Source organism: Loktanella sp. PT4BL, from assembly GCF_003201935.1.
GTDB lineage: Bacteria > Pseudomonadota > Alphaproteobacteria > Rhodobacterales > Rhodobacteraceae > Yoonia.
Genome location: NZ_QJJL01000002.1, coordinates 803,288 through 822,419, shown reverse-complemented (window position 1 = coordinate 822,419; position 19,132 = coordinate 803,288). Strand labels below are relative to the sequence as shown.

Genomic DNA, 19,132 nt, shown 5'->3' with positions numbered 1-19,132 from the left:
GACGAAAGGGAGGACGAGATATGCCGATGCAAAATGTACGGACCACTCCGATCGAAGGGCAAAAGCCTGGAACCAGTGGGTTGCGCAAGAAGACAGCCGTGTTCCGCCGTCCGCATTTTCTGGAAAACTATGTCCAGGCGATCTTTGACGGGATCGGCGGTGTCGTGGACAAGACGCTGGTCGTGGGTGGCGATGGGCGGTTCTTCAATGATGACGCGGTTCAGATCATTTTGCGCATGGCCTCTGCGAATGGTGCCGCGAAATGCATCGTCGGGCAGGGCGGTATTCTGTCCACGCCTGCTGCGTCGCATATGATCCGCCTGCGCAAAGCGGATGGTGGTTTGATCCTTTCGGCCAGCCATAACCCCGGTGGTGCGGATGCGGATTTCGGGTTGAAATACAATGGACCGAACGGTGGCCCCGCTTCCGAGGCCGTCACTGATAAGATTTACGAATGCACCAAGACGCTTGACCTTTACCGTATTGTTGCAGCCGCGGATATCGACCTTGGCGCGCTGGGCGAACAATCAGTCGAAGGGATGAAAGTCGAGATCGTTGATCCGGTCGCCGACTATGCGGCTCTCATGCAAACTATCGTTGATTTCGACAAAATCCGTGCGCTCTTTGCCGGTGGTTTTACCATGTGCTTTGACGCCATGCATGCGGTCACGGGGCCTTACGCCCACGCGATCCTTGAGGGGATGCTGGGTGCGCCGAAAGGCACGGTCATCAACGGCATCCCAAGCCCCGATTTCGGCAAGGGCCACCCTGACCCCAACCCGATCTGGGCCAAGACTTTGATGGACAAGATGTATGGCCCGGGCGCACCTGATTTCGGTGCCGCTTCTGACGGGGACGGTGACCGCAATATGATTGTGGGGCGGGGGGCCTATGTCACACCGTCTGACAGTCTGGCGCTCTTGACAGCCAAGGCGCATCTGGCCCCTGCCTACCGGGGTGGTCTTGCTGGTGTGGCACGCTCGATGCCGACTTCGCGTGCGGTGGACCGTGTGGCGGAAAGCCTCGGGATTGATTGCTTTGAAACGCCGACGGGGTGGAAGTTCTTTGGCAACCTGCTGGATGCGGGCAAGGTCACGCTCTGCGGCGAGGAAAGCGCCGGTACAGGTTCGGATCACGTGCGCGAGAAAGACGGGCTTTGGGCGGTGCTGCTGTGGCTGAACATTCTGGCCGAGACCGGGCAATCCGTGTCTGACCTGATGGCGGATCTTTGGAAGGCGCACGGGCGCTGCTATTACGCGCGCCACGATTATGAGGATGTCGAAAGCGCGCCAGCCCATGACATGATGGATGCTCTGCGTGGCAAGCTCGCCACGCTGGCAGGCACCACGATTGGCGGTATGACCGTTTCAGAAGCGGATGAATTCGCCTATCTCGACCCCGTTGATGGCTCAAAATCCACAGGCCAGGGCATCCGGATCAATTTTGAAGGCGGCGCGCGTGCGGTGTTCCGCCTGTCAGGAACGGGCACGCAGGGTGCAACGATCCGGCTTTATCTGGAACAGTTGGTGACCGATCCGGACCGTCTCATGGACGATCCGGAACAGGTGCTGGCTGCTGTGCGCGATGCAGCACTTGGTCTGTCGGATTTGCAGGCGCTCACCGGACGCGATGCGCCCGATGTGATCACCTAGAGCGGCGCTTTCGGCCCGTGCTTGAGGTAGGCAAAACCGTTGCCTTCCAGCGTCAGCGTATCCACATTGATGCTGGCCGCTTGTCCCACGGCAATCTCTGCGGGGGCTTTCAACGCGAGCTCATGGGTGATCTTGGAGAGGTTGAAAACACAGGTCAGCGTTTCGTCCTCGGCTTGGCGGGTGAAGGCCAAAAGCGGTTCGGGCAGGTTGATGAACGTGGTCTTGCCGCGTGTCAGCGCGGGGCTGTTTTTGCGGTAGGCAATCATGTCTTTGTAGTAGGACAGGATGCTGTCCGGCCCTTGCTGTTGATCCACCGCTTTTGCCGCTTGTGGGGCCTTGACGGGCAGCCAAGGCTTGCCCGTTGAAAAGCCGGCATTCGGCGCGTCCTTTTCCCAGACCATCGGTGTGCGGCAGCCGTCGCGGCCTTTGACCGACGGCCAGAACCGCAATGCGGGCGGATCGGTCAGCTCGTGATATTCCATTTCGGTTTCGGTCTGGCCCAGCTCTTCGCCCTGATAGATGCCGATTGTGCCTTCAAATGACATCAGCATCGCACAGGCGAACCGCGCCATACTGTCTTCTGACACCGCATGCTCGGCCCAGCGGGTCACCTGACGCGGTACGTCGTGGTTGCTGAAGGACCAGTAAGGGTGGCCGTCGGGCGCGCCGCGCTGAAAGCCTTCGATGCAATTGCGGAAATGCTCGGCGTTGAAATCAGGGCCCAGCATCGCAAAGCTGTAGGCCATGTGCAGACGGGTATTGCCAGCGGTATATTCGCCCATAATCTCGATAGAGCGGTGGCCCATTTCGCCCACTTCGCCGACCATCATGATGTCGTCGTATTGGTCGGTCAGCTTGCGCAGCTTTTCCAGAAATCCGAGGTTTTCGGGCCGTGTCTTGTTATAAAGATTGCGTTGCATCCCATAGAGATCGGTCGCCATCACCTGCGGGCGTGTTTGTGCCGGCGGGTTTGAGCGCAACTCTTTGTCGTGGAAATAATAGTTGACCGTATCAAGGCGGAACCCGTCAAGGCCGCGATCTAGCCAGAATTTGCAGGTCTCGAGGATTGCTTCAACGACATCAGGATTGTGGAAGTTCAGATCCGGCTGCGAGGTCAGAAAGTTATGCTGGTAATACTGCCCGCGCTGCGGATCGAATTCCCAAGCGGGACCGCCAAAATGGCTATGCCAGTTTGTAGGCGGCGAACCGTCAGGCAGCGGATCAGCCCAGACGTACCAGTCTGATTTCTCGTTATCGCGGCTCAGGCGCGATTGCTTGAACCATTCGTGTTTGTCCGAGGTGTGTGACAGCACCTGATCGACGATCACCTTCAGGCCGCGCGCATGGGCCTCTGTGATCAGCGTATCAAAGGCGGCCAGATCACCGAACAGCGGATCCACGGCCAGATAATCGGACACATCATAGCCCATATCGGCCTGTGGCGATTTGAAGATCGGCGACAGCCAGATGCAATCGACCCCCAGTTCCGCGATATGGTCAAGGCGGCTTGTGATGCCGCGCAGGTCACCAACGCCGTCGCCGGTGCTGTCCTGATACGACCGCGGATAGACCTGATAAATCACGGCACTTCGCCACCATTCGCGCATGATGCGGCTCCTTGTTTTAGCGCTAACATTCCTGAATTGCGTAGTGCGAAACGCGCAAGAGGTAAACCGTCTCGGATGCAAGGCCGCGGGATTTATTGCCGCGGGTGATAAATAGCCTGCCGTGCCGTGTTTTGCCTGAGCGCGTTGTTCGCGCAACTGTGGGTTCGCCGCCAGTCCAATGGGCAGTTTCCGGGTTTACTGCACAATATATAGGCATTTGAGAAAAGCGGTGTCGCATGCAGTGTGAAGGCCTGCCTTCGCCGCACAGTTTATGCGCAAACTCTAAGCGAAATAAGAATCTCCGGAGCATCAAATTAACCGTCCCGTCCATATCACGCCGCAAGACGCGCAAGCAGTGCAACTGCGTGCGCGGGGCAGTGCGTCTTTGACTGTGGCAGGGGATGTGACTGGGCGAACGGGGCTTGTTGATCTGCGCCATGCGGGATCGTCCAAACTGGTTTTTCCGCGCAATTTCAACAAAGGGCTGGAAGCAATCCTTGTGAATACCGCAGGCGGGATCACTGGAGGCGATCATTATACACTAGCCGCGACGGTCAAGGGCGGCGGTGCGCTGACACTGACCACACAGGCTGCCGAGCGCGCCTATCGCGCGCAAGTCAGCGAAATTGGCCGCGTTGAAACCACCCTGACGGTTGACGCAGATGCTACGCTTCACTGGCTCCCTCAGGAATTGATCCTCTTTGATCATTGCGCCCTGCGGCGGCGGTTGCAGATTGACCTGCATGGCAACGCGAACCTGCTGATGGTTGAGCCCGTCGTGCTGGGGCGTGCTGCGATGAAAGAAACACTCCGCCAGATCTACTTTGAGGACCGTATCCGCATCGATCGTGATGGTGCGCCGATCTATATCGACGGCATAGATTTTTCTGGTGACGCAGCCGCCCATGTTGCCCGCCGTGCGATTGCGGATGGTGCACGTGCAATGGCGAGTCTTGTTTTGGTCCGCCCGGATGCCGCTGCGCAACTGGACGTCCTGCGCGCCATGTTGCCGCCCACTGCAGGTGCCAGCCTGCTGGCCGATGATGTGCTGGTCATACGCCAGCTGGCCGAAGACAGCTTTGTGTTGCGCCGTGATCTGATGCCGATCCTCAGCCGTCTGACGAACAATTCCCTGCCCATTTCATGGAGGCTTTGAGCCATGCAACTGACCCCCCGCGAAAAAGACAAATTGCTGATCGCCATGGCCGCCGAGGTGGCGCGCAAGCGGCTGGCGCGCGGTGTGAAACTCAACCATCCCGAGGCAATTGCCCTGATCACCGATGCGGTCGTTGAGGGCGCGCGCGATGGTCGCTCCGTTGCCGATATGATGGAGGCGGGCGGGCGCGTCATTACCAAAGACCAGTGCATGGAAGGGATCGCCGAGATGATCCACGAAGTGCAGGTCGAGGCCACATTTCCAGATGGCACCAAGCTTGTCACAGTTCACAACCCAATCAGGTAGGCGCATATGATCCCCGGAGAACTCTTTCCCGCCGATGGCAAACTTGTTCTGAACGCAGGCGCTGATGCCATCACACTCATGGTTGCCAATACCGGCGACAGGCCGGTGCAGGTCGGCAGCCACTATCATTTCGCCGAAAGCAATCCAGCGCTTGAGTTTGATCGTTCTGCCGCGCGCGGTATGCGGCTTGATATTGCCTCGGGCACCGCTGTGCGTTTCGAACCTGGTCAACGCCGCGAAGTGCAGCTGATCCCGATCAGTGGCGCGCGGCGCATTTTCGGCTTTAATCAACAGATCATGGGGGACCTGTAATGCCCGTCGAGATTTCCCGCGCGCAATATGCCGCAATGTACGGCCCCACCACCGGTGACAGGCTCCGCCTTGCCGACACCGATCTGGTGATCGAGGTTGAGCGCGACCTGACCACCTATGGTGAAGAGGTGAAATTCGGTGGTGGTAAGGTGATCCGCGACGGTATGGGCCAATCCCAGGTCACCCGCGCAGGCGGGGCCGTTGACACGGTGATCACCAATGCGCTGATCGTGGATCATTCCGGTATCTACAAAGCAGACGTTGCTTTGAAAGACGGGTTGATCCATGCCATCGGCAAGGCCGGGAACCCCGACACCCAGCCCGGTGTCGATATTATCGTAGGCCCCGGCACCGAGGTGATCGCGGGCGAGGGCCGCATCCTGACCGCAGGTGGCATGGACAGCCATATCCACTTTATCTGCCCCCAGCAGATGGAGGATTCCCTGCATTCCGGTGTGACCACCTGCTTTGGCGGCGGCACGGGGCCAGCCCATGGCACGCTGGCCACGACCTGCACGCCGGGGCCTTGGCATATCGGGCGTATGTTGCAGTCTTTCGATGGCATCCCGATGAACATCGGTCTGTCGGGCAAAGGCAACGCCAGCCAGCCTGATGCTCTGGTGGAAATGGTCAAAGGCGGGGCCTGTGCGCTGAAACTGCACGAGGATTGGGGCACGACACCCGGCGCGATTGATTGTTGTCTGTCGGTCGCTGATGACATGGACGTGCAGGTGATGATCCACACCGATACGTTGAATGAATCGGGCTTTGTCGAACATACCGTGGCGGCGATGAAAGGCCGCACGATCCATGCCTTCCATACCGAAGGGGCAGGTGGCGGGCACGCGCCGGACATTATTAAAATCTGTGGCGATGCGAATGTCCTGCCATCCTCGACCAACCCCACACGGCCTTTCACGGTGAACACGTTGGAAGAGCATCTGGACATGCTCATGGTCTGTCACCACCTCGACAAATCCATCCCTGAGGATATCGCCTTTGCGGAAAGCCGTATCCGCCGCGAAACCATCGCAGCCGAGGATATTCTGCATGACATGGGCGCGTTTTCGATCATCGCCTCCGACAGTCAGGCCATGGGCCGCGTGGGTGAGGTGATTATCCGCACATGGCAGACCGCCGATAAGATGAAAAAGCAACGCGGGCGGCTGGCTGAGGAAACCGGCGAGAACGATAATTTCCGTGTGCGCCGCTACATCGCGAAATACACGATCAACCCCGCGATTGCCCAAGGTGTATCCCACGTGCTGGGCGATATCAGTGTCGGCAAACGGGCCGATCTGGTGCTGTGGTCGCCCGCGTTTTTTGGGGTGAAACCCGAGATGGTGCTGATGGGCGGCATGATTGTGGTGGCGCAAATGGGTGATCCCAACGCCTCGATCCCGACGCCCCAGCCCGTTTATACGCGGCCCATGTTCGGGTCTTATGGTAGCGCGCTGCGGCACACCTCTGTCAGCTTTATTTCCGGTGCGGCAGAGGCTGCGGGTTTGCGCGATACCCTTGGTCTGGCTAAACAGACCGTGGCGATCAAGAATGTGCGCAAAATCAGTAAGACCGACATGGTGCTGAACGCCGCTCTGCCGAAAATCGACGTCCATCCCGAAACTTACGAGGTGCGCGCCGATGGTGTCTTGCTGACCTGCGAACCGGCTGAGACGCTGCCAATGGCGCAGCGCTATTTCATGTTCTGAGGGGCACCATGCAACAGTTACCTATCGCGCAAACCATTCACCGTGCAGGCCATTGGTCCGGCCTTGCCGCGCAATGCGAACTTGATTATGCCGCGCGGTTCCTGCGCCGCAAACGGCTGATGACCACCACCGGCGAGCCTTTCCTGATTGATCTGGCGCAGACGATGTCGCTGGATCATGGGGACGCTCTGGAACTGGACGACGGGCGTCTGGTTGAGATTTGCGCGGCCCAAGAGGCGCTTTATCGCGTCACCGCCGCCGACCTTGTGCGCGTGGCGTGGCATGTGGGCAACCGCCATACGCCTTGCCAGATTGCGGATGATCACCTTTTGATCCAGGCCGATCCGGTGATCGGACACATGCTGGAACATGTCGGTGCCACGGTCACACCTGTGACGGCAGCATTTACCCCCGAAGGTGGCGCATATGGCCACGGACGCACCCATTCCCACGAACATGTCGCCACGGCCCATGACCACTAACCGCGACATCCTGACCTTGGCGCAATGGCTTTCGCCTGCCTTTCCGGTCGGGGCCTTCGCCTATTCGCACGGGCTTGAGGCCGCGGTTCGGGCGGGGTGGGTTACCTCGGGCGATGATCTGGCAGCATGGCTGGCGGATGTGATCGCCCATGGCAGCGGGCGCAATGATTGTATCCTGTTACGCGCGGCTTATGCCGCCAAAGATGATGCCGCACTTGCCGCAGTTGATGCGACCGCGCGGGCCTTTGCCGCCTCGCGTGAGCGGCAGTTGGAACAAGCCTTGCAAGGAGCTGCCTTTTGCAAAACCACCGGTGCGATCTGGGGTGCTCAGGGTGCTGAATACCTTTATCCCGTCGCCGTTGGTGCTGCCGCCGCAGAGCTACGGATTGACGTCACCCTAACCGCTGCCATGTATCTGCACGCCGTCACCAGCAACCTGATTTCTGCGGCGCAACGCCTGATGCCATTGGGTCAGACCGAAGGGCAGGCGGTGCTCTCGGACCTTGCGCCGCTCTGCGAAGAGGTGGCACAAGCCACGGCCGCGCTAGGATGCGATGACTTACAAAGCACCGCCTTTCTGTCCGATATCGCCGCCATGCGGCACGAAACACTTCAACCAAGGATTTTCCGGTCATGACGGCTATGAATGGACCGCTTCGCGTGGGTATCGGCGGCCCTGTCGGGGCAGGCAAGACAACGCTGACGGCAGCATTGGCGCGTGCGCTGCACCCGACCTATTCGATCGGTGTGATTACCAACGATATTTACACACAGGAAGACGCCGAGGCCCTGATGCGGATGCAAATTCTGCCGCAAGACCGTGTGATCGGCGTGGAAACGGGCGGCTGCCCGCATACGGCAATCCGCGAGGATGCCTCGATCAATCTGGCGGCGGTGGCCGAGATGCAAAAGCGCCACGCCGTGCTTGATCTGGTGCTGATCGAAAGCGGCGGTGACAATCTCTCTGCCACGTTCAGCCCCGAACTGGCGGACCTGACGATCTATGTGATCGACGTCGCGGCAGGCGAGGAAATCCCCCGCAAAGGTGGCCCTGCGATCACGCGGTCCGATCTGCTGGTGATCAACAAGACCGATCTGGCCCCCCACGTGGGCGCTTCATTGGACGTCATGGACCGTGACAGCAAGCGGATGCGCGGGGATGGTCCGTTTGTGTTTTGTGCACTTCGCCACGGTAAAGGCGTCGATGCCGTTGTGGATTTCATCAAAGAGGCAGGCGGGCTTAGTGCGTCAGCATAGGGTAGAGCGAGACCACCAAGAGAACGGCCATCGTCACGTTGAAGCCCCTTAGGCGCCGTGCGGTGCCGAGCCAGCGGCGCACCTGTACGCCCATCCATGCCCAAACGGTGACGGACGGCAGGTTCACAGCGGCAAAGACGACGGCGACCATCACAGAGCCGACAATCAATCCGCGATCTTGCGGCGCATAGGCGCTGATCGCGGTGATCGCCATGAACCACGCTTTGGGATTGACCCATTGAAAGGCTGCGGCCTGAAGGAAAGTGAACGGTTTGCCCGTCACCTCTTTTGCCTCAGGCGGGACAGCGTTGGCGATTTTCCACGCCAGCCACAGCATATAGGTGGCGCTGAGCACCTTTAGCGCGATGTTCAGCACTGGATAGGTCATGAAAATCTGCAGCAAGACAATGCCGACCATCGCCACCATAAACGCATGGCCAAGGGAAATCCCCAGCATATGCGGCAATGTGCGCCGCAACCCGTAGTTTGCGCCCGAGGCCATGAGCATCAGGTTGTTCGGCCCCGGTGTGACCGAGCTTGCAAAGGCAAAGCCGACAAGTGCGATGAGGATTTCATAAGTCATAAGCAATATTGCGCGACAACTGGCACAATGAAATTGCCAAGTTGTGCGTTTTTACAATATCTCTGCAACTTATGATGAAAATTGATTCAATTAACCACAATATATTGCGCTGTCTTTCTCGTGACGGGCGGATCAGCAATATCGAACTTGCGGACCGGGTCGGCCTGTCGCCGTCGGCTTGCTTACGACGCGTACAGGAACTGGAAAAATCGGGCGTGATCAAGGGCTACCGCGCGCGTCTGGACCCCGCCCAGACCGGTCGCGCTTTTGTGGTTTATGTTGCCGTTGGCCTGTCGGAACATACAAAGGCTGCGCAAACGGCATTCGAACAGGCGATGGAACGCACCGATGAGGTAACTGAATGTCACAATGTCGCAGGGGCGTTCGAATACATGCTGCGTGTCGAGGTTGCGGATTTGCGCGCCTATAAGGCGTTTCACACCGATATATTGGGAACTGTGCCGCATGTGCGTTCGATCACGAGCTATATGGTGATGGGGTCGCCGAAAGACGTGCGCGCATAAAAAAACGGCCATGCCCGGGAGGAGGTGGACATGACCGTCTTTATTTATCAGCGCCTCCTTGCGTCTCGGGAGGAGAAGAAGCAAGGCGCGTCCTCGCTGGCGTTGCTCGGGAGGAGGTGAGCGCGGCCTGCGGTATCATCGGTTCCACCCGGGAGGAGGATGGGCGGTTCCGAAACTGGTATGATAAAGCGGCGGCACCCGGGAGGAGGTGGATGCCGCCACCTTATTGCTGACCCAAAGCCTCGGGAGGAGGTGAAGCGATGGGCCTTGGTTCAAATCTGCCTAAAGGGAGGAGGTAGCAGATCTGAATTCGTGAATTACTTTCCGTATGCGGCCTCATAGGCGACAGACTGGATCATGCTGCGCGACATGCCCAGATCGGCAAGGTCACGCGAAGACAAGCTTTGCAGTTCGCTCAGCGTTTGATTGTAAACGCGGCGCTTGGCGGCTTTCACGGCAAGCTCGGCGCGGAATGAAGCGATACGCTCACCCAAGGAAGTGCCAGTGAAGAATGTTTCGGTACGAACGGTCATTTTACTACTCTATTATCTGTTTGCTCTGCGACTTCTGCCGCTGTGTTGTGACCAAGATGTATGATTATGCTGCAGTTGCACAATAGATCTTTCTGCAATGCAGCTATGCGGTAAATGCATAAGCACTCCTGACCTATTGTTATGAAACTGTCACAAAATTAAGCATCGGCGCCCGAGGCCTTGCGCTCCGACATAAACCTGCCAAAGGTTGGCGCGAATTTGAACACAAACGAAACAAGGGTCCTGTAATGGCTGTCACACGCGATGAAATTTTAGGCGCTCTGTCCCGACTCACTTTGCCCGGCGGAGAGGATCTCGTGTCGCGCGACATGATCCGCGCCTTGACGATTGAGAATGGTGCCGTTCGTTTCGTGATTGAGGCGGCTGATCCGGCCGAGGCCGCCAAAATGGACGGGGTCCGCCGCGCAGCGGAAGATATCGTGCGCCGTTTGCCCGGTGTTGAGGCGGTCTCTGTAGTGCTCACGGCGCATGGTCCGGCACCAACACCTGCCGCGCCACCCTCGCTGAAGGTCGGGCGTCACCCGACGCCGCAGGCTGGACCTGCAAAGGTGTCCGGTGTCGATCGCATTCTGGCGATTGGTTCAGGTAAGGGCGGGGTCGGTAAATCTACTGTGTCTTCCAATCTTGCGGTTGCGCTTGCGCGCGAGGGGCGTCGGGTGGGCCTGCTGGATGCGGATATCTATGGCCCGTCGCAGCCCCGCATGATGGGCGTGAACAAGCGCCCCGGCAGCCCGGATGGCAAGACCATCATTCCGCTGCAGGCGCATGGCGTCACGATGATGTCCATTGGTCTGATGCTGGAGGAAGGAAAGGCTGTTGTCTGGCGCGGACCGATGTTGATGGGGGCTTTGCAGCAGATGCTGGGACAGGTCCAGTGGGGCGAACTTGACGTGCTGATCGTCGATCTGCCGCCCGGGACAGGTGATGTGCAATTGACACTGTGCCAGAAAACCGAACTGACCGGAGCGGTTGTCGTCAGCACGCCGCAGGATGTGGCGCTGATTGATGCGCGCAAGGCGCTCGATATGTTCAACAACCTTGGCACACCGGTTCTGGGGTTGATCGAGAATATGTCGACCTTCCACTGTCCGAATTGCGGGCATGAATCGCAGATATTCGGTCATGGCGGTGTTGCTGCCGAGGCCCAGAAGATCGGGGTGCCTTTCCTCGGTTCACTGCCGATTGATCTTGATACGCGGCTTGCAGGCGACGGTGGGACGCCGATTGCGGCGGGCGACGGGCCGATGGCCGATGCCTACCGTGCCTTGGCGCGGCGCTTTATCGAAGGTGGCATGGCCTGATGATCCGCAAGGCCGGGGCTGCGGACTTTGATGCCATCTGGCCGCTGTTGCGTGATGTCTTTCGCGCAGGCGATACTTATGCGGTGGATCCCGCAATCGGCAAGGAAGATGCCCTGCGTTATTGGACGGGCCGCGCGGCCTGTTTCGTGGCTGAAGACACCCGCGGGATCATCGGCACCTACTATATTAAGACAAACCAGGCCGGTGGCGGCGCGCATATCTGCAACTGTGGTTATATCGTAGCACCTGCCGCGCGGGGGCAGGGGCTGGCCGCGCAGATGTGCGTCCACAGCCAGAAGGCGGCACGCGCGCTGGGCTACCATGCGATGCAGTTCAACTTGGTTCTTGCCAGCAATACCGGCGCTGTCCGGCTGTGGCATCGGTTGGGCTTTACCACTGTCGGCACGATCCCTGATGCGTTTGCACATCCGTCGCAGGGCTTTGTTGACGCCTATGTCATGCATAAACGGCTGATTGATACGGCGCCTGAGTGAAGAGAGCACCGCAGCCAAAATCAGCTTCAGACTCCTAGACAGCAGAACCTGCCGAGCGCCGACAGGATCAAATCGGGATTTCATGGAATCTTCTTGTTCAACGAATCAAACGCGGCAAGGATTCTTCGTCTGAACTGATCAAATTTGCTCTAGTTTCAGTTCTGACGTTGAATAGCTGTTTCCATGGCCGGAAAAACCGGAAGATTTAGCGGCATCAAGAAGTCATAAATTTATCACTACATATTGTGTTTGACGTCAAAATTACCGCTACAATTGCGATACTCAAGTGCGATTTCATCCACATGTTGTTCGCGGGGCACCCTTGAAACACCATGTAGTACCATAAAATCCCAAAAAACTGTTGATCGAAGCGGCAACTGGTGCCACAACTGTTTCACGGTAATGACGAACACGACTTCAAAGGGGCAAATTAAGAACCCCAACCGGCAAAAGCAGGTTTCATACAGGCTTCGCCATTACCGAAACTAGATCCGGCGCGTGAGCGAGCAGACATCCCCCCAGGTGGCACGCGCAGTCGGACTTCCCGTAAGGGACGAGACGGCGGATTGATCAGTGGCAGCAGATCAATCCGCCGTTTTCACATCTAAGGCAAATTCGGGGGTGTAAGGACGCAAGGGGCAGTGGATCAAAGTTTCACGGGCACACACACCCAGAAGGTGGACGGAAAGGGGCGCATGTCGATCCCTGCTGATTTCCGCCGTGTGCTTGAAGCGGGCGATCCTGACTGGGCTCCGGGCCTTTTTCCCCGCATGTATCTGCTTTACGGCGATCACCTGAAAAATAACCTGCAGGGCTATACGGTTGATGAATTCAACGCGCTGGCGGCCCAGATCAAGGCCTTGCCGCGCGGTTCGGAACGCAAGCGCAAGCTGTCGCTTCTGATTATCGGTCAGTCCATCAAGCTGGACGTTGATAAAGACGGGCGCACCGTCATGCCGATCAAACAGCGCGAAAAACTGGGCCTGACCGATGGCGAACTGACGTTCGTGGGCCTCGGTGACTATTTCGAAATCTGGAAAGCAGACGTCTTTGGCGCGGTGTCCGAAGGGGTCACCGGCTGGCTGGACGAGCAGGGGGAAGACTTTGACCCGCTCATCCTATTGGATGAATGACCCATGTCTGCTGCCGCTGAAAAATCACCGCATATCCCCGTACTGATCAGACCGCTCATTGCAGCGGTCTCGCCTGTTTCCGGGGTCTGGCTGGATGGTACATTTGGTAACGGTGGCTATACGCGCGCATTGCTGGCAGCGGGGGCGGATAAAGTCATCGGCGTGGACCGTGACCCGCTGGCCTTCGAGATGGCGGCGGACTGGATCGGCGACTATGGCGACCGGATTGAAACGGTCGCGGGCGTCTTTTCGAAACTGGATGAATATGGCACCGATCTCGATGGTGTCGTGCTCGATCTCGGGGTCAGTTCAATGCAGCTTGATCTGGCCGAACGTGGCTTTTCCTTTATGCGCGACGGGCCGCTTGATATGCGGATGTCGCAGGACGGGCCTTCTGCCGCTGATCTTTGCAATTCGGCTGATGAAGCCGAGTTGGCCGACATCATCTATCTTTACGGCGAAGAGCGCGCATCGCGGCGGATCGCCAAGGCGATTGTTGCAGCGCGCCCGCTGACGACAACACTACAACTGGCCAAGATCGTTGAGGGCTGTCTGCCGCGCGCAAAACCCGGCCAATCACATCCCGCGACGCGCACCTTTCAGGCGCTGCGCATTGCGGTGAACAACGAATACGGCGAATTGGCCGAAGGCCTGATGGCCGCTGAACGCGCCTTGAAACCCGGTGGCCAACTGGCAGTTGTCACCTTCCATTCCGTCGAAGACCGTATGGTGAAACGGTTCTTGCAGGCACGTTCCGGCAATACGGCTAACGCAAACCGTTATGCACCAGAAACGGAACAGGTGACGCCTGCCTGGCGCATCGAGAAGCGCAAGGCGATCGGACCGGATGAACAGGAACTGGCCGAGAACCCACGGTCGCGTTCGGCCAAGTTGCGCGTGGCCATCCGCACAGATGCGCCAGCCGAAGCGATTGATCCGGCGCTCTTGGGGATGCCGATGAAAAAGAAGAAAGGGGGCCGGTAAGTGCGGGGTTTGTTTTATGTTTTGACAGCTATGGCCGTCATGGGGCTCGCGTTTTGGGCCTATCACGAGAATTACAAGACCCAAGCAGCCATCGCGGAAGTGCGTGACCTGCACGGGCAGATTGGCGCGGCACACGAACGTATCAGCATGTTGCGTGCCGAATGGGCCTATCTGAACCGTCCCGACCGTCTGGCCGATCTGGCGGATCTGAATTTTGATCGTCTGGGTCTGCTGCCCCTGATGCCGGATGCCTTTGGCGCCGTGGACCAGATCATTTATCCGCTTCCGCCGATCCTGCCGATCACAAACCCGATCGAACTGTCGTATGATCAATTGAAAGCGATGGAGAACGATCTGTGAGCCGTATTCCCCTTCGCCCGCTGGCCCGTATCCTCAATGCCCGTGCACGGGGCGAAAACCCCGATGTGATCGAAGCCGAAAACCGCGCCCGCCGGCATGAGGCCATGGCCGACAAACAGCGCCAGCGTGCCGAAGGGCGTCTGCTGGTGCTGGGCCTTGCGTTTTTCTGTGCTTTTGGGGTGATCGGTCTGCGGATGGGGACTTTGGCTTCGTCTGTGCCTGAAGAGCCGCGCGTCTCGGCCGTTGGTAACCCGATTATCGGTCAGCGCTCTGATATTGTTGACAGAAACGGGCGCATTCTGGCCACGAACCTGCAGACCCACTCGCTTTACGCGCACCCGCGCGACATGATTGATCCGGTCAATGCCGCCAAAGGTCTGGCCGAGATTTTCCCCGAACTTGATGAAGAAGAACTGCTCAAGGATTTCCAGGGCGACCGCCGTTTCCTGTGGATCAGGCGCCAGATCAGTCCCGAGCAGATGCAGGCTGTGCATGATATTGGTTCGCCCGGTCTGCTTTTCGGACCGCGTGAAATGCGGCTTTATCCCAACGGCCCGCTGGCTGCACATATTCTGGGTGGTGCCAGCTATGGCCGCGAAGGTGTCGCCAGTGCCGAAGTCATCGGTGTGGCCGGGGTTGAGCGCCAGTTCGACAGCTACTTGCGCGATCCCGCAAACGAAGGTGCGCCGCTGCAATTGTCGCTTGATCTGACAGTGCAGGCCGCAGCCGAGCAGGTGCTTGCAGGTGGCATGTCGATCATGAATGCCAAAGGGGCTGCGTCGGTCTTGATGGATATCCACACCGGCGAGATTATTTCGATGGTCTCATTGCCCGACTTTGACCCCAACAACCGCCCGCGTGTCCTGACAACAGGTGACCAATCGGACAGCCCTTTGTTCAACCGTGCAGTGCAGGGGGTCTACGAGCTTGGCTCGGTCTTCAAGATATTCACGACCGCCCAAGCAATGGAGCTTGGGCTTGTGAACGCCAATACGATGATCGACACGCAAGGCCCCCTCACATGGGGCCGGTTCCGCATCCGTGACTTTCATGATTATGGACCGGAGCTCAGCACCACGGACGTGATTGTCGAGAGTTCGAACATCGGGACGGCGCGGATCGCGATGCAGATTGGCGCCGAACGTCAGCGCGCATTTCTGGATTCGCTTGGATTTCTGGAACCAACACCGCTGGAAATGATCGAGGCCCCAACCGGTCGCCCCTTGCTGCCGCCCAACTGGTCCGAGATTTCGACGATGACCATTTCTTACGGCCACGGTCTGTCTTCTTCTCCGGTCCATCTGGCGGCGGGATATGCGTCGCTCTTGAACGGCGGCACGCGCGTCACGCCGACCTTGCTGCGCCAGACGTCGACAGAACCAGGCCCGCGGGTGGTGTCCGAAGCCGTAAGTGCCGCGTCGCGCAGCATGCTGCGTCAGGTGGTTGAGCGCGGAACGGCCTCTTTCGCAGAGGTCGAGGGTTATGCTGTAGGTGGCAAAACGGGAACCGCGGACAAGCCGCGCGCCGCAGGTGGCGGATACTATGATGATAAGGTCATTTCGACCTTTGCATCTGTGTTCCCTGCCAATGATCCGCAGTACGTTCTGGTCGTCACGCTTGACGAGCCATCAGAGAATTCAGGCGCAGAGCCGCGCCGCACTGCGGGTTGGACTGCGGTCCCGATTGCGGCCGAAATGATCCGGCGGACCGCACCTCTTTTGGGGCTGCGACCACAAGTAGACAGGCCTCAGCAGGTCGGTGTAACACTGACCTCAAACTGATCGAGGGCGGGCAATGAAATCACTGGCGGAACTTGGGCTGACAGCACGCGGTGGCGCAGAGGCGCAGATCACGGGGCTGGCCGTGGATAGCCGCGAGGTAAAGCCGGGGTATCTCTTTGCCGCATTGCCGGGCGCGCGCGTGCACGGAGGCGAGTTTATCCAATACGCATTGCGCATGAAGGCCGCAGCGATCCTGACCGATGCGCAAGGCGCCGAGATTGCCGCCAAAGAGTTGGTTGGTAGCGATGTTGCGCTGATCGTGGCGCAAGACCCGCGCGCGACGCTTGCGCAAGCGGCGTCACTTTGGTTTGGCGCACATCCCGCCACGGTTGTTGCTGTTACCGGCACCAACGGCAAGACATCTGTGACGACATTTTGCCGCCAGATCTGGGAAGAACTGGATTTGCCTGGTGTGAACCTTGGCACGACTGGCGTAGAGGGCGCATGGAACCACCCGCTCAAACACACAACGCCCGAGCCGATCACGCTGCATCGTGTGCTGGCCGAGGCGGCAAAAAACGGCATCACCCATGTCGCGATGGAGGCCTCATCGCACGGCTTGGACCAACGCAGGCTGGATGGCGTTATTTTGGCCGCCGCCGGTTTTTCGAACTTCAGTCAGGATCACCTTGATTATCACGAAACCTTCGAGGCCTACTTCGATGCCAAAATGGGGCTGTTTCGTCGCGTCCTCTCCGAGGACGGTGTCGCAGTGATCAATCTGGACGACCCCAAAGGCCCCGAGGTTGCAGCAATCTGCGCCGCCCGCGGCCAGGAGGTGATCGGCGTAGGCCGCCACCCCGATGCGCGCTTACGCCTGACCGGACAGCGCTTTGATGCCACCGGGCAGGACCTGCTGTTTGAATGGCAAGGCCGTTCGCGCCAGACCCGGCTGGAACTGCTCGGCGGATTTCAGGCTGACAATGTATTGCTGGCCGCTGCCTTGGTAATCGCGGCAGGCGCTGATGCGGCGGATGTCTTTGACACTCTGCAATATCTGACGACTGTGCGGGGCCGGATGGAGCTTGCAGCGACACGCGAAAGCGGCGCTGCGGTATTTGTAGATTATGCCCATACGCCTGACGCGATTGAAACCGCCCTGAAGGCGATGCGCCCGCATGTGATGGGGCGGATCGTTGTCATTATCGGCGCAGGTGGTGATCGCGATGTGGGCAAGCGGCCTTTGATGGGGGCGGCAGCGGCGCGCAATGCGGATACGGTCATTGTGACCGATGACAACCCGCGCTCTGAGGACCCCGCCGCAATCAGGTCAGCCGTGATGGCGGGCGCACTCAACGCAGGCGGCACGCAAAGCATCAGTGAAGTGGGCGACCGTGCCGAGGCAATTTTGCGCGGCATTGATATGCTGGGGGCAGGGGATGCGTTGTTGATCGCGGGCAAAGGCCACGAAACAGGCCAGACCGTGGGGGACACGGTGCTGCCATTTGACGATGTGGAACAGGCCAGCGTGGCCGTCGCTGCTTTGGAGGGTTGGGTATGACCCCGCTCTGGACCTCAGCCGAGGCGGCTGCGGCGACGGGTGGACATGTCACCCAACAATGGCAAGCAACAGGCGTTTCGATTGACACGCGAACCTTGCAGAAGGGCGATCTTTTCGTGGCGTTGGCTGATGTGCGCGATGGTCACGATTTCGTCGCGCAAGCCTTGGAGAAAGGTGCCGCTGCCGCTTTGGTGACGCATGTCCCTGATGGTGTGGCCGCCGACGCGCAACTTTTGATCGTGCCGGATGTGTTGGATGCATTGGGTGCCATGGGCCGCGCCGCCCGTGCGCGCACTGCTGCGAAAGTCGTCGCGATCACCGGTTCTGTTGGCAAGACATCGACAAAAGAGATGCTGCGCGCTGTGCTGGCGCGCCAAGGCAAATGCCACGCGGCAGAAGCCTCATATAACAACCATTGGGGTGTTCCCTTGACCTTGGCGCGGATGCCTGCCGATACCGACTATGCTGTGATCGAAATCGGGATGAGCAACCCTGGCGAGATCACGCCCTTGTCGCAAATGGCGCGCCCGCATGTGGCGATGGTGACGACGGTGGCAGCGGCGCATCTTGCGTCATTCGAAAGCCTTGCGGGCATTGCAGTGGAAAAAGCCTGCATCATGGACGGGCTGGAGGCGGGTGGTATTGCGGTCCTGAATGCGGATATCGAGACCAGCCACATTTTGCAGGACCATGCCAAGGCACGCGGTGCCAAACCGGTGCTTTTCGGTGAGACTGCCCCTGACTGGGTCGTCAAAGACGTGCGCATCGCAGGCGATGTCACGGTTATCACCGCCGCGGGCGATGGCGTGGATTATCTGTTCAAACTCTCCGTCCCCGGCCGTCACTTTGCGATGAACGCTGTGGGTGTGCTTGCTGTGGCAGAGGCGCTCGGGGCCGATCCGGTGGCCGCTTCACTTGATATCGCCGCTTGGGTGCCGCCTGCGGGGCGGGGCACGCGCGAAATCATTGTCACAGATATGGCCAATGACGGCGAAAGCCTCGAATTGCTTGATGATGCTTTCAACGCAAACCCCACATCGCTTGCCGCGTCACTTGAGGTGCTCGCGGCGTCCTCACCTTCAGATAACGTAGGACGGATCATCAAGGGGCGGCGTGTGGCGATCTTGGGTGATATGCTGGAACTGGGCACCGCCGAGGTCGCAATGCACCGCGACATGGCGCAAAACGAACACCTGAAGTCACTTGACCTGATCCATTGTGCGGGTCCCTTGATGCGCCACCTCTGGGAGGCGCTGCCGGAAGAACAACGGGGCCGCTGGGCCGAAACGGCAGCGGAGCTTGTTCCGCAAGCGTCGCAACTGGTGGATGCCGGCGATGTTGTGCTGGTCAAGGGCTCAAAGGGCAGCAAAGTCAGCCTGATTGTTGACGCCATCCGAAAACTGGGGCATCGCCGCCTGTAACAAGATTAAGGTATC

At 58.9% G+C, this 19,132-nt stretch carries 20 protein-coding genes; 17 read left to right on the top strand and 3 right to left on the bottom strand.

Annotated features, from left to right (window positions below):
* Positions 1-20: 20 nt before the first annotated feature.
* Complete coding sequence (locus C7964_RS08985; protein WP_110279303.1) at positions 21-1,652, top strand: alpha-D-glucose phosphate-specific phosphoglucomutase; 1,632 nt, start codon at positions 21-23, stop codon at positions 1,650-1,652.
* Here C7964_RS08985 and C7964_RS08980 read toward each other — a convergent pair.
* The gene (locus tag C7964_RS08980; protein WP_110279302.1) at positions 1,649-3,259 is read right to left on the bottom strand and encodes an alpha-glucosidase; all 1,611 of its coding nucleotides are present in this window, start codon (positions 3,257-3,259) and stop codon (positions 1,649-1,651) included. The genes C7964_RS08985 and C7964_RS08980 overlap by 4 nt on opposite strands.
* Before the next feature lie 355 nt (positions 3,260-3,614).
* Here C7964_RS08980 and C7964_RS08975 point away from each other — a divergent pair, with 355 nt between their 5' ends.
* Genes C7964_RS08975 through ureG form a run of 7 tightly spaced genes read left to right on the top strand, consistent with a single transcriptional unit; the run spans position 3,615 to position 8,481 of the window.
* Entirely contained in the window at positions 3,615-4,415 is an 801-nt protein-coding gene (locus tag C7964_RS08975) for an urease accessory protein UreD (protein WP_110279301.1), read from the top strand.
* A 3-nt stretch (positions 4,416-4,418) separates the two neighbouring features.
* Positions 4,419-4,721 carry an urease subunit gamma gene (locus tag C7964_RS20120; RefSeq protein ID WP_110279300.1) on the top strand — a complete coding sequence of 101 codons (303 nt, stop codon included), beginning with the start codon at positions 4,419-4,421 and terminating at the stop codon, positions 4,719-4,721.
* A 6-nt stretch (positions 4,722-4,727) separates the two neighbouring features.
* A complete protein-coding gene (locus C7964_RS20115) occupies positions 4,728-5,033 on the top strand; it encodes an urease subunit beta (RefSeq protein WP_110279299.1) in 306 nt (101 codons plus the stop codon).
* Positions 5,033-6,742, top strand: a complete 1,710-nt coding sequence (ureC, locus tag C7964_RS08960; RefSeq protein WP_110279298.1) for an urease subunit alpha — start codon at positions 5,033-5,035, stop codon at positions 6,740-6,742. The genes C7964_RS20115 and ureC overlap by 1 nt, the downstream gene beginning before the upstream one ends.
* Positions 6,743-6,750: 8 nt before the next feature.
* Positions 6,751-7,224, top strand: coding sequence for an urease accessory protein UreE (locus C7964_RS08955; protein WP_110279297.1), 474 nt, complete (start codon positions 6,751-6,753; stop codon positions 7,222-7,224).
* On the top strand, positions 7,169-7,861 hold the full coding sequence (locus tag C7964_RS08950; RefSeq protein ID WP_286163854.1) for an urease accessory protein UreF: 693 nt from the start codon (positions 7,169-7,171) through the stop codon (positions 7,859-7,861). The genes C7964_RS08955 and C7964_RS08950 overlap by 56 nt, the downstream gene beginning before the upstream one ends.
* The gene (gene ureG, locus C7964_RS08945; RefSeq protein ID WP_110279295.1) at positions 7,858-8,481 is read left to right on the top strand and encodes an urease accessory protein UreG; all 624 of its coding nucleotides are present in this window, start codon (positions 7,858-7,860) and stop codon (positions 8,479-8,481) included. Before C7964_RS08950 ends, ureG begins: the two co-directional genes overlap by 4 nt.
* Here ureG and C7964_RS08940 read toward each other — a convergent pair.
* Positions 8,465-9,064, bottom strand: coding sequence for a LysE family translocator (locus C7964_RS08940; RefSeq protein WP_110279294.1), 600 nt, complete (start codon positions 9,062-9,064; stop codon positions 8,465-8,467). The genes ureG and C7964_RS08940 overlap by 17 nt on opposite strands.
* 71 nt (positions 9,065-9,135) lie before the next feature.
* Between C7964_RS08940 and C7964_RS08935 the strand changes: the two genes are divergently transcribed.
* On the top strand, positions 9,136-9,588 hold the full coding sequence (locus C7964_RS08935; protein ID WP_110279473.1) for an Lrp/AsnC family transcriptional regulator: 453 nt from the start codon (positions 9,136-9,138) through the stop codon (positions 9,586-9,588).
* 317 nt (positions 9,589-9,905) lie between these two features.
* Here the strand turns inward: C7964_RS08935 and C7964_RS08930 are convergent, their stop codons facing one another.
* Positions 9,906-10,121: a DUF1127 domain-containing protein gene (locus tag C7964_RS08930; RefSeq protein ID WP_110279293.1), complete on the bottom strand. Its 216-nt coding sequence runs from the start codon at positions 10,119-10,121 to the stop codon at positions 9,906-9,908.
* A 248-nt stretch (positions 10,122-10,369) separates the two neighbouring features.
* On the opposite strand from C7964_RS08930, the gene C7964_RS08925 reads away from it, so the two are divergent.
* The 8 genes from C7964_RS08925 (at position 10,370) to C7964_RS08890 (ending at position 19,117) form a co-directional block, all read left to right on the top strand.
* Positions 10,370-11,443, top strand: a complete 1,074-nt coding sequence (locus C7964_RS08925) for an Mrp/NBP35 family ATP-binding protein (RefSeq protein ID WP_110279292.1) — start codon at positions 10,370-10,372, stop codon at positions 11,441-11,443.
* Positions 11,443-11,937, top strand: a complete 495-nt coding sequence (locus C7964_RS08920; protein WP_110279291.1) for a GNAT family N-acetyltransferase — start codon at positions 11,443-11,445, stop codon at positions 11,935-11,937. Before C7964_RS08925 ends, C7964_RS08920 begins: the two co-directional genes overlap by 1 nt.
* A 641-nt stretch (positions 11,938-12,578) precedes the next feature.
* Entirely contained in the window at positions 12,579-13,070 is a 492-nt protein-coding gene (locus tag C7964_RS08915; RefSeq protein ID WP_110279290.1) for a division/cell wall cluster transcriptional repressor MraZ, read from the top strand.
* A gap of 3 nt (positions 13,071-13,073) precedes the next feature.
* The gene (rsmH, locus tag C7964_RS08910) at positions 13,074-14,054 is read left to right on the top strand and encodes a 16S rRNA (cytosine(1402)-N(4))-methyltransferase RsmH (protein ID WP_110279289.1); all 981 of its coding nucleotides are present in this window, start codon (positions 13,074-13,076) and stop codon (positions 14,052-14,054) included.
* Positions 14,055-14,414 carry a cell division protein FtsL gene (gene ftsL, locus C7964_RS08905; protein ID WP_181417138.1) on the top strand — a complete coding sequence of 120 codons (360 nt, stop codon included), beginning with the start codon at positions 14,055-14,057 and terminating at the stop codon, positions 14,412-14,414.
* A complete protein-coding gene (locus C7964_RS08900) occupies positions 14,411-16,195 on the top strand; it encodes a peptidoglycan D,D-transpeptidase FtsI family protein (RefSeq protein ID WP_110279288.1) in 1,785 nt (594 codons plus the stop codon). The genes ftsL and C7964_RS08900 overlap by 4 nt, the downstream gene beginning before the upstream one ends.
* 13 nt (positions 16,196-16,208) lie before the next feature.
* Positions 16,209-17,696, top strand: a complete 1,488-nt coding sequence (locus C7964_RS08895) for a UDP-N-acetylmuramoyl-L-alanyl-D-glutamate--2,6-diaminopimelate ligase (protein ID WP_110279287.1) — start codon at positions 16,209-16,211, stop codon at positions 17,694-17,696.
* A complete protein-coding gene (locus C7964_RS08890; protein ID WP_110279286.1) occupies positions 17,693-19,117 on the top strand; it encodes a UDP-N-acetylmuramoyl-tripeptide--D-alanyl-D-alanine ligase in 1,425 nt (474 codons plus the stop codon). The genes C7964_RS08895 and C7964_RS08890 overlap by 4 nt, the downstream gene beginning before the upstream one ends.
* The last annotated feature ends 15 nt before the right edge of the window (positions 19,118-19,132 follow it).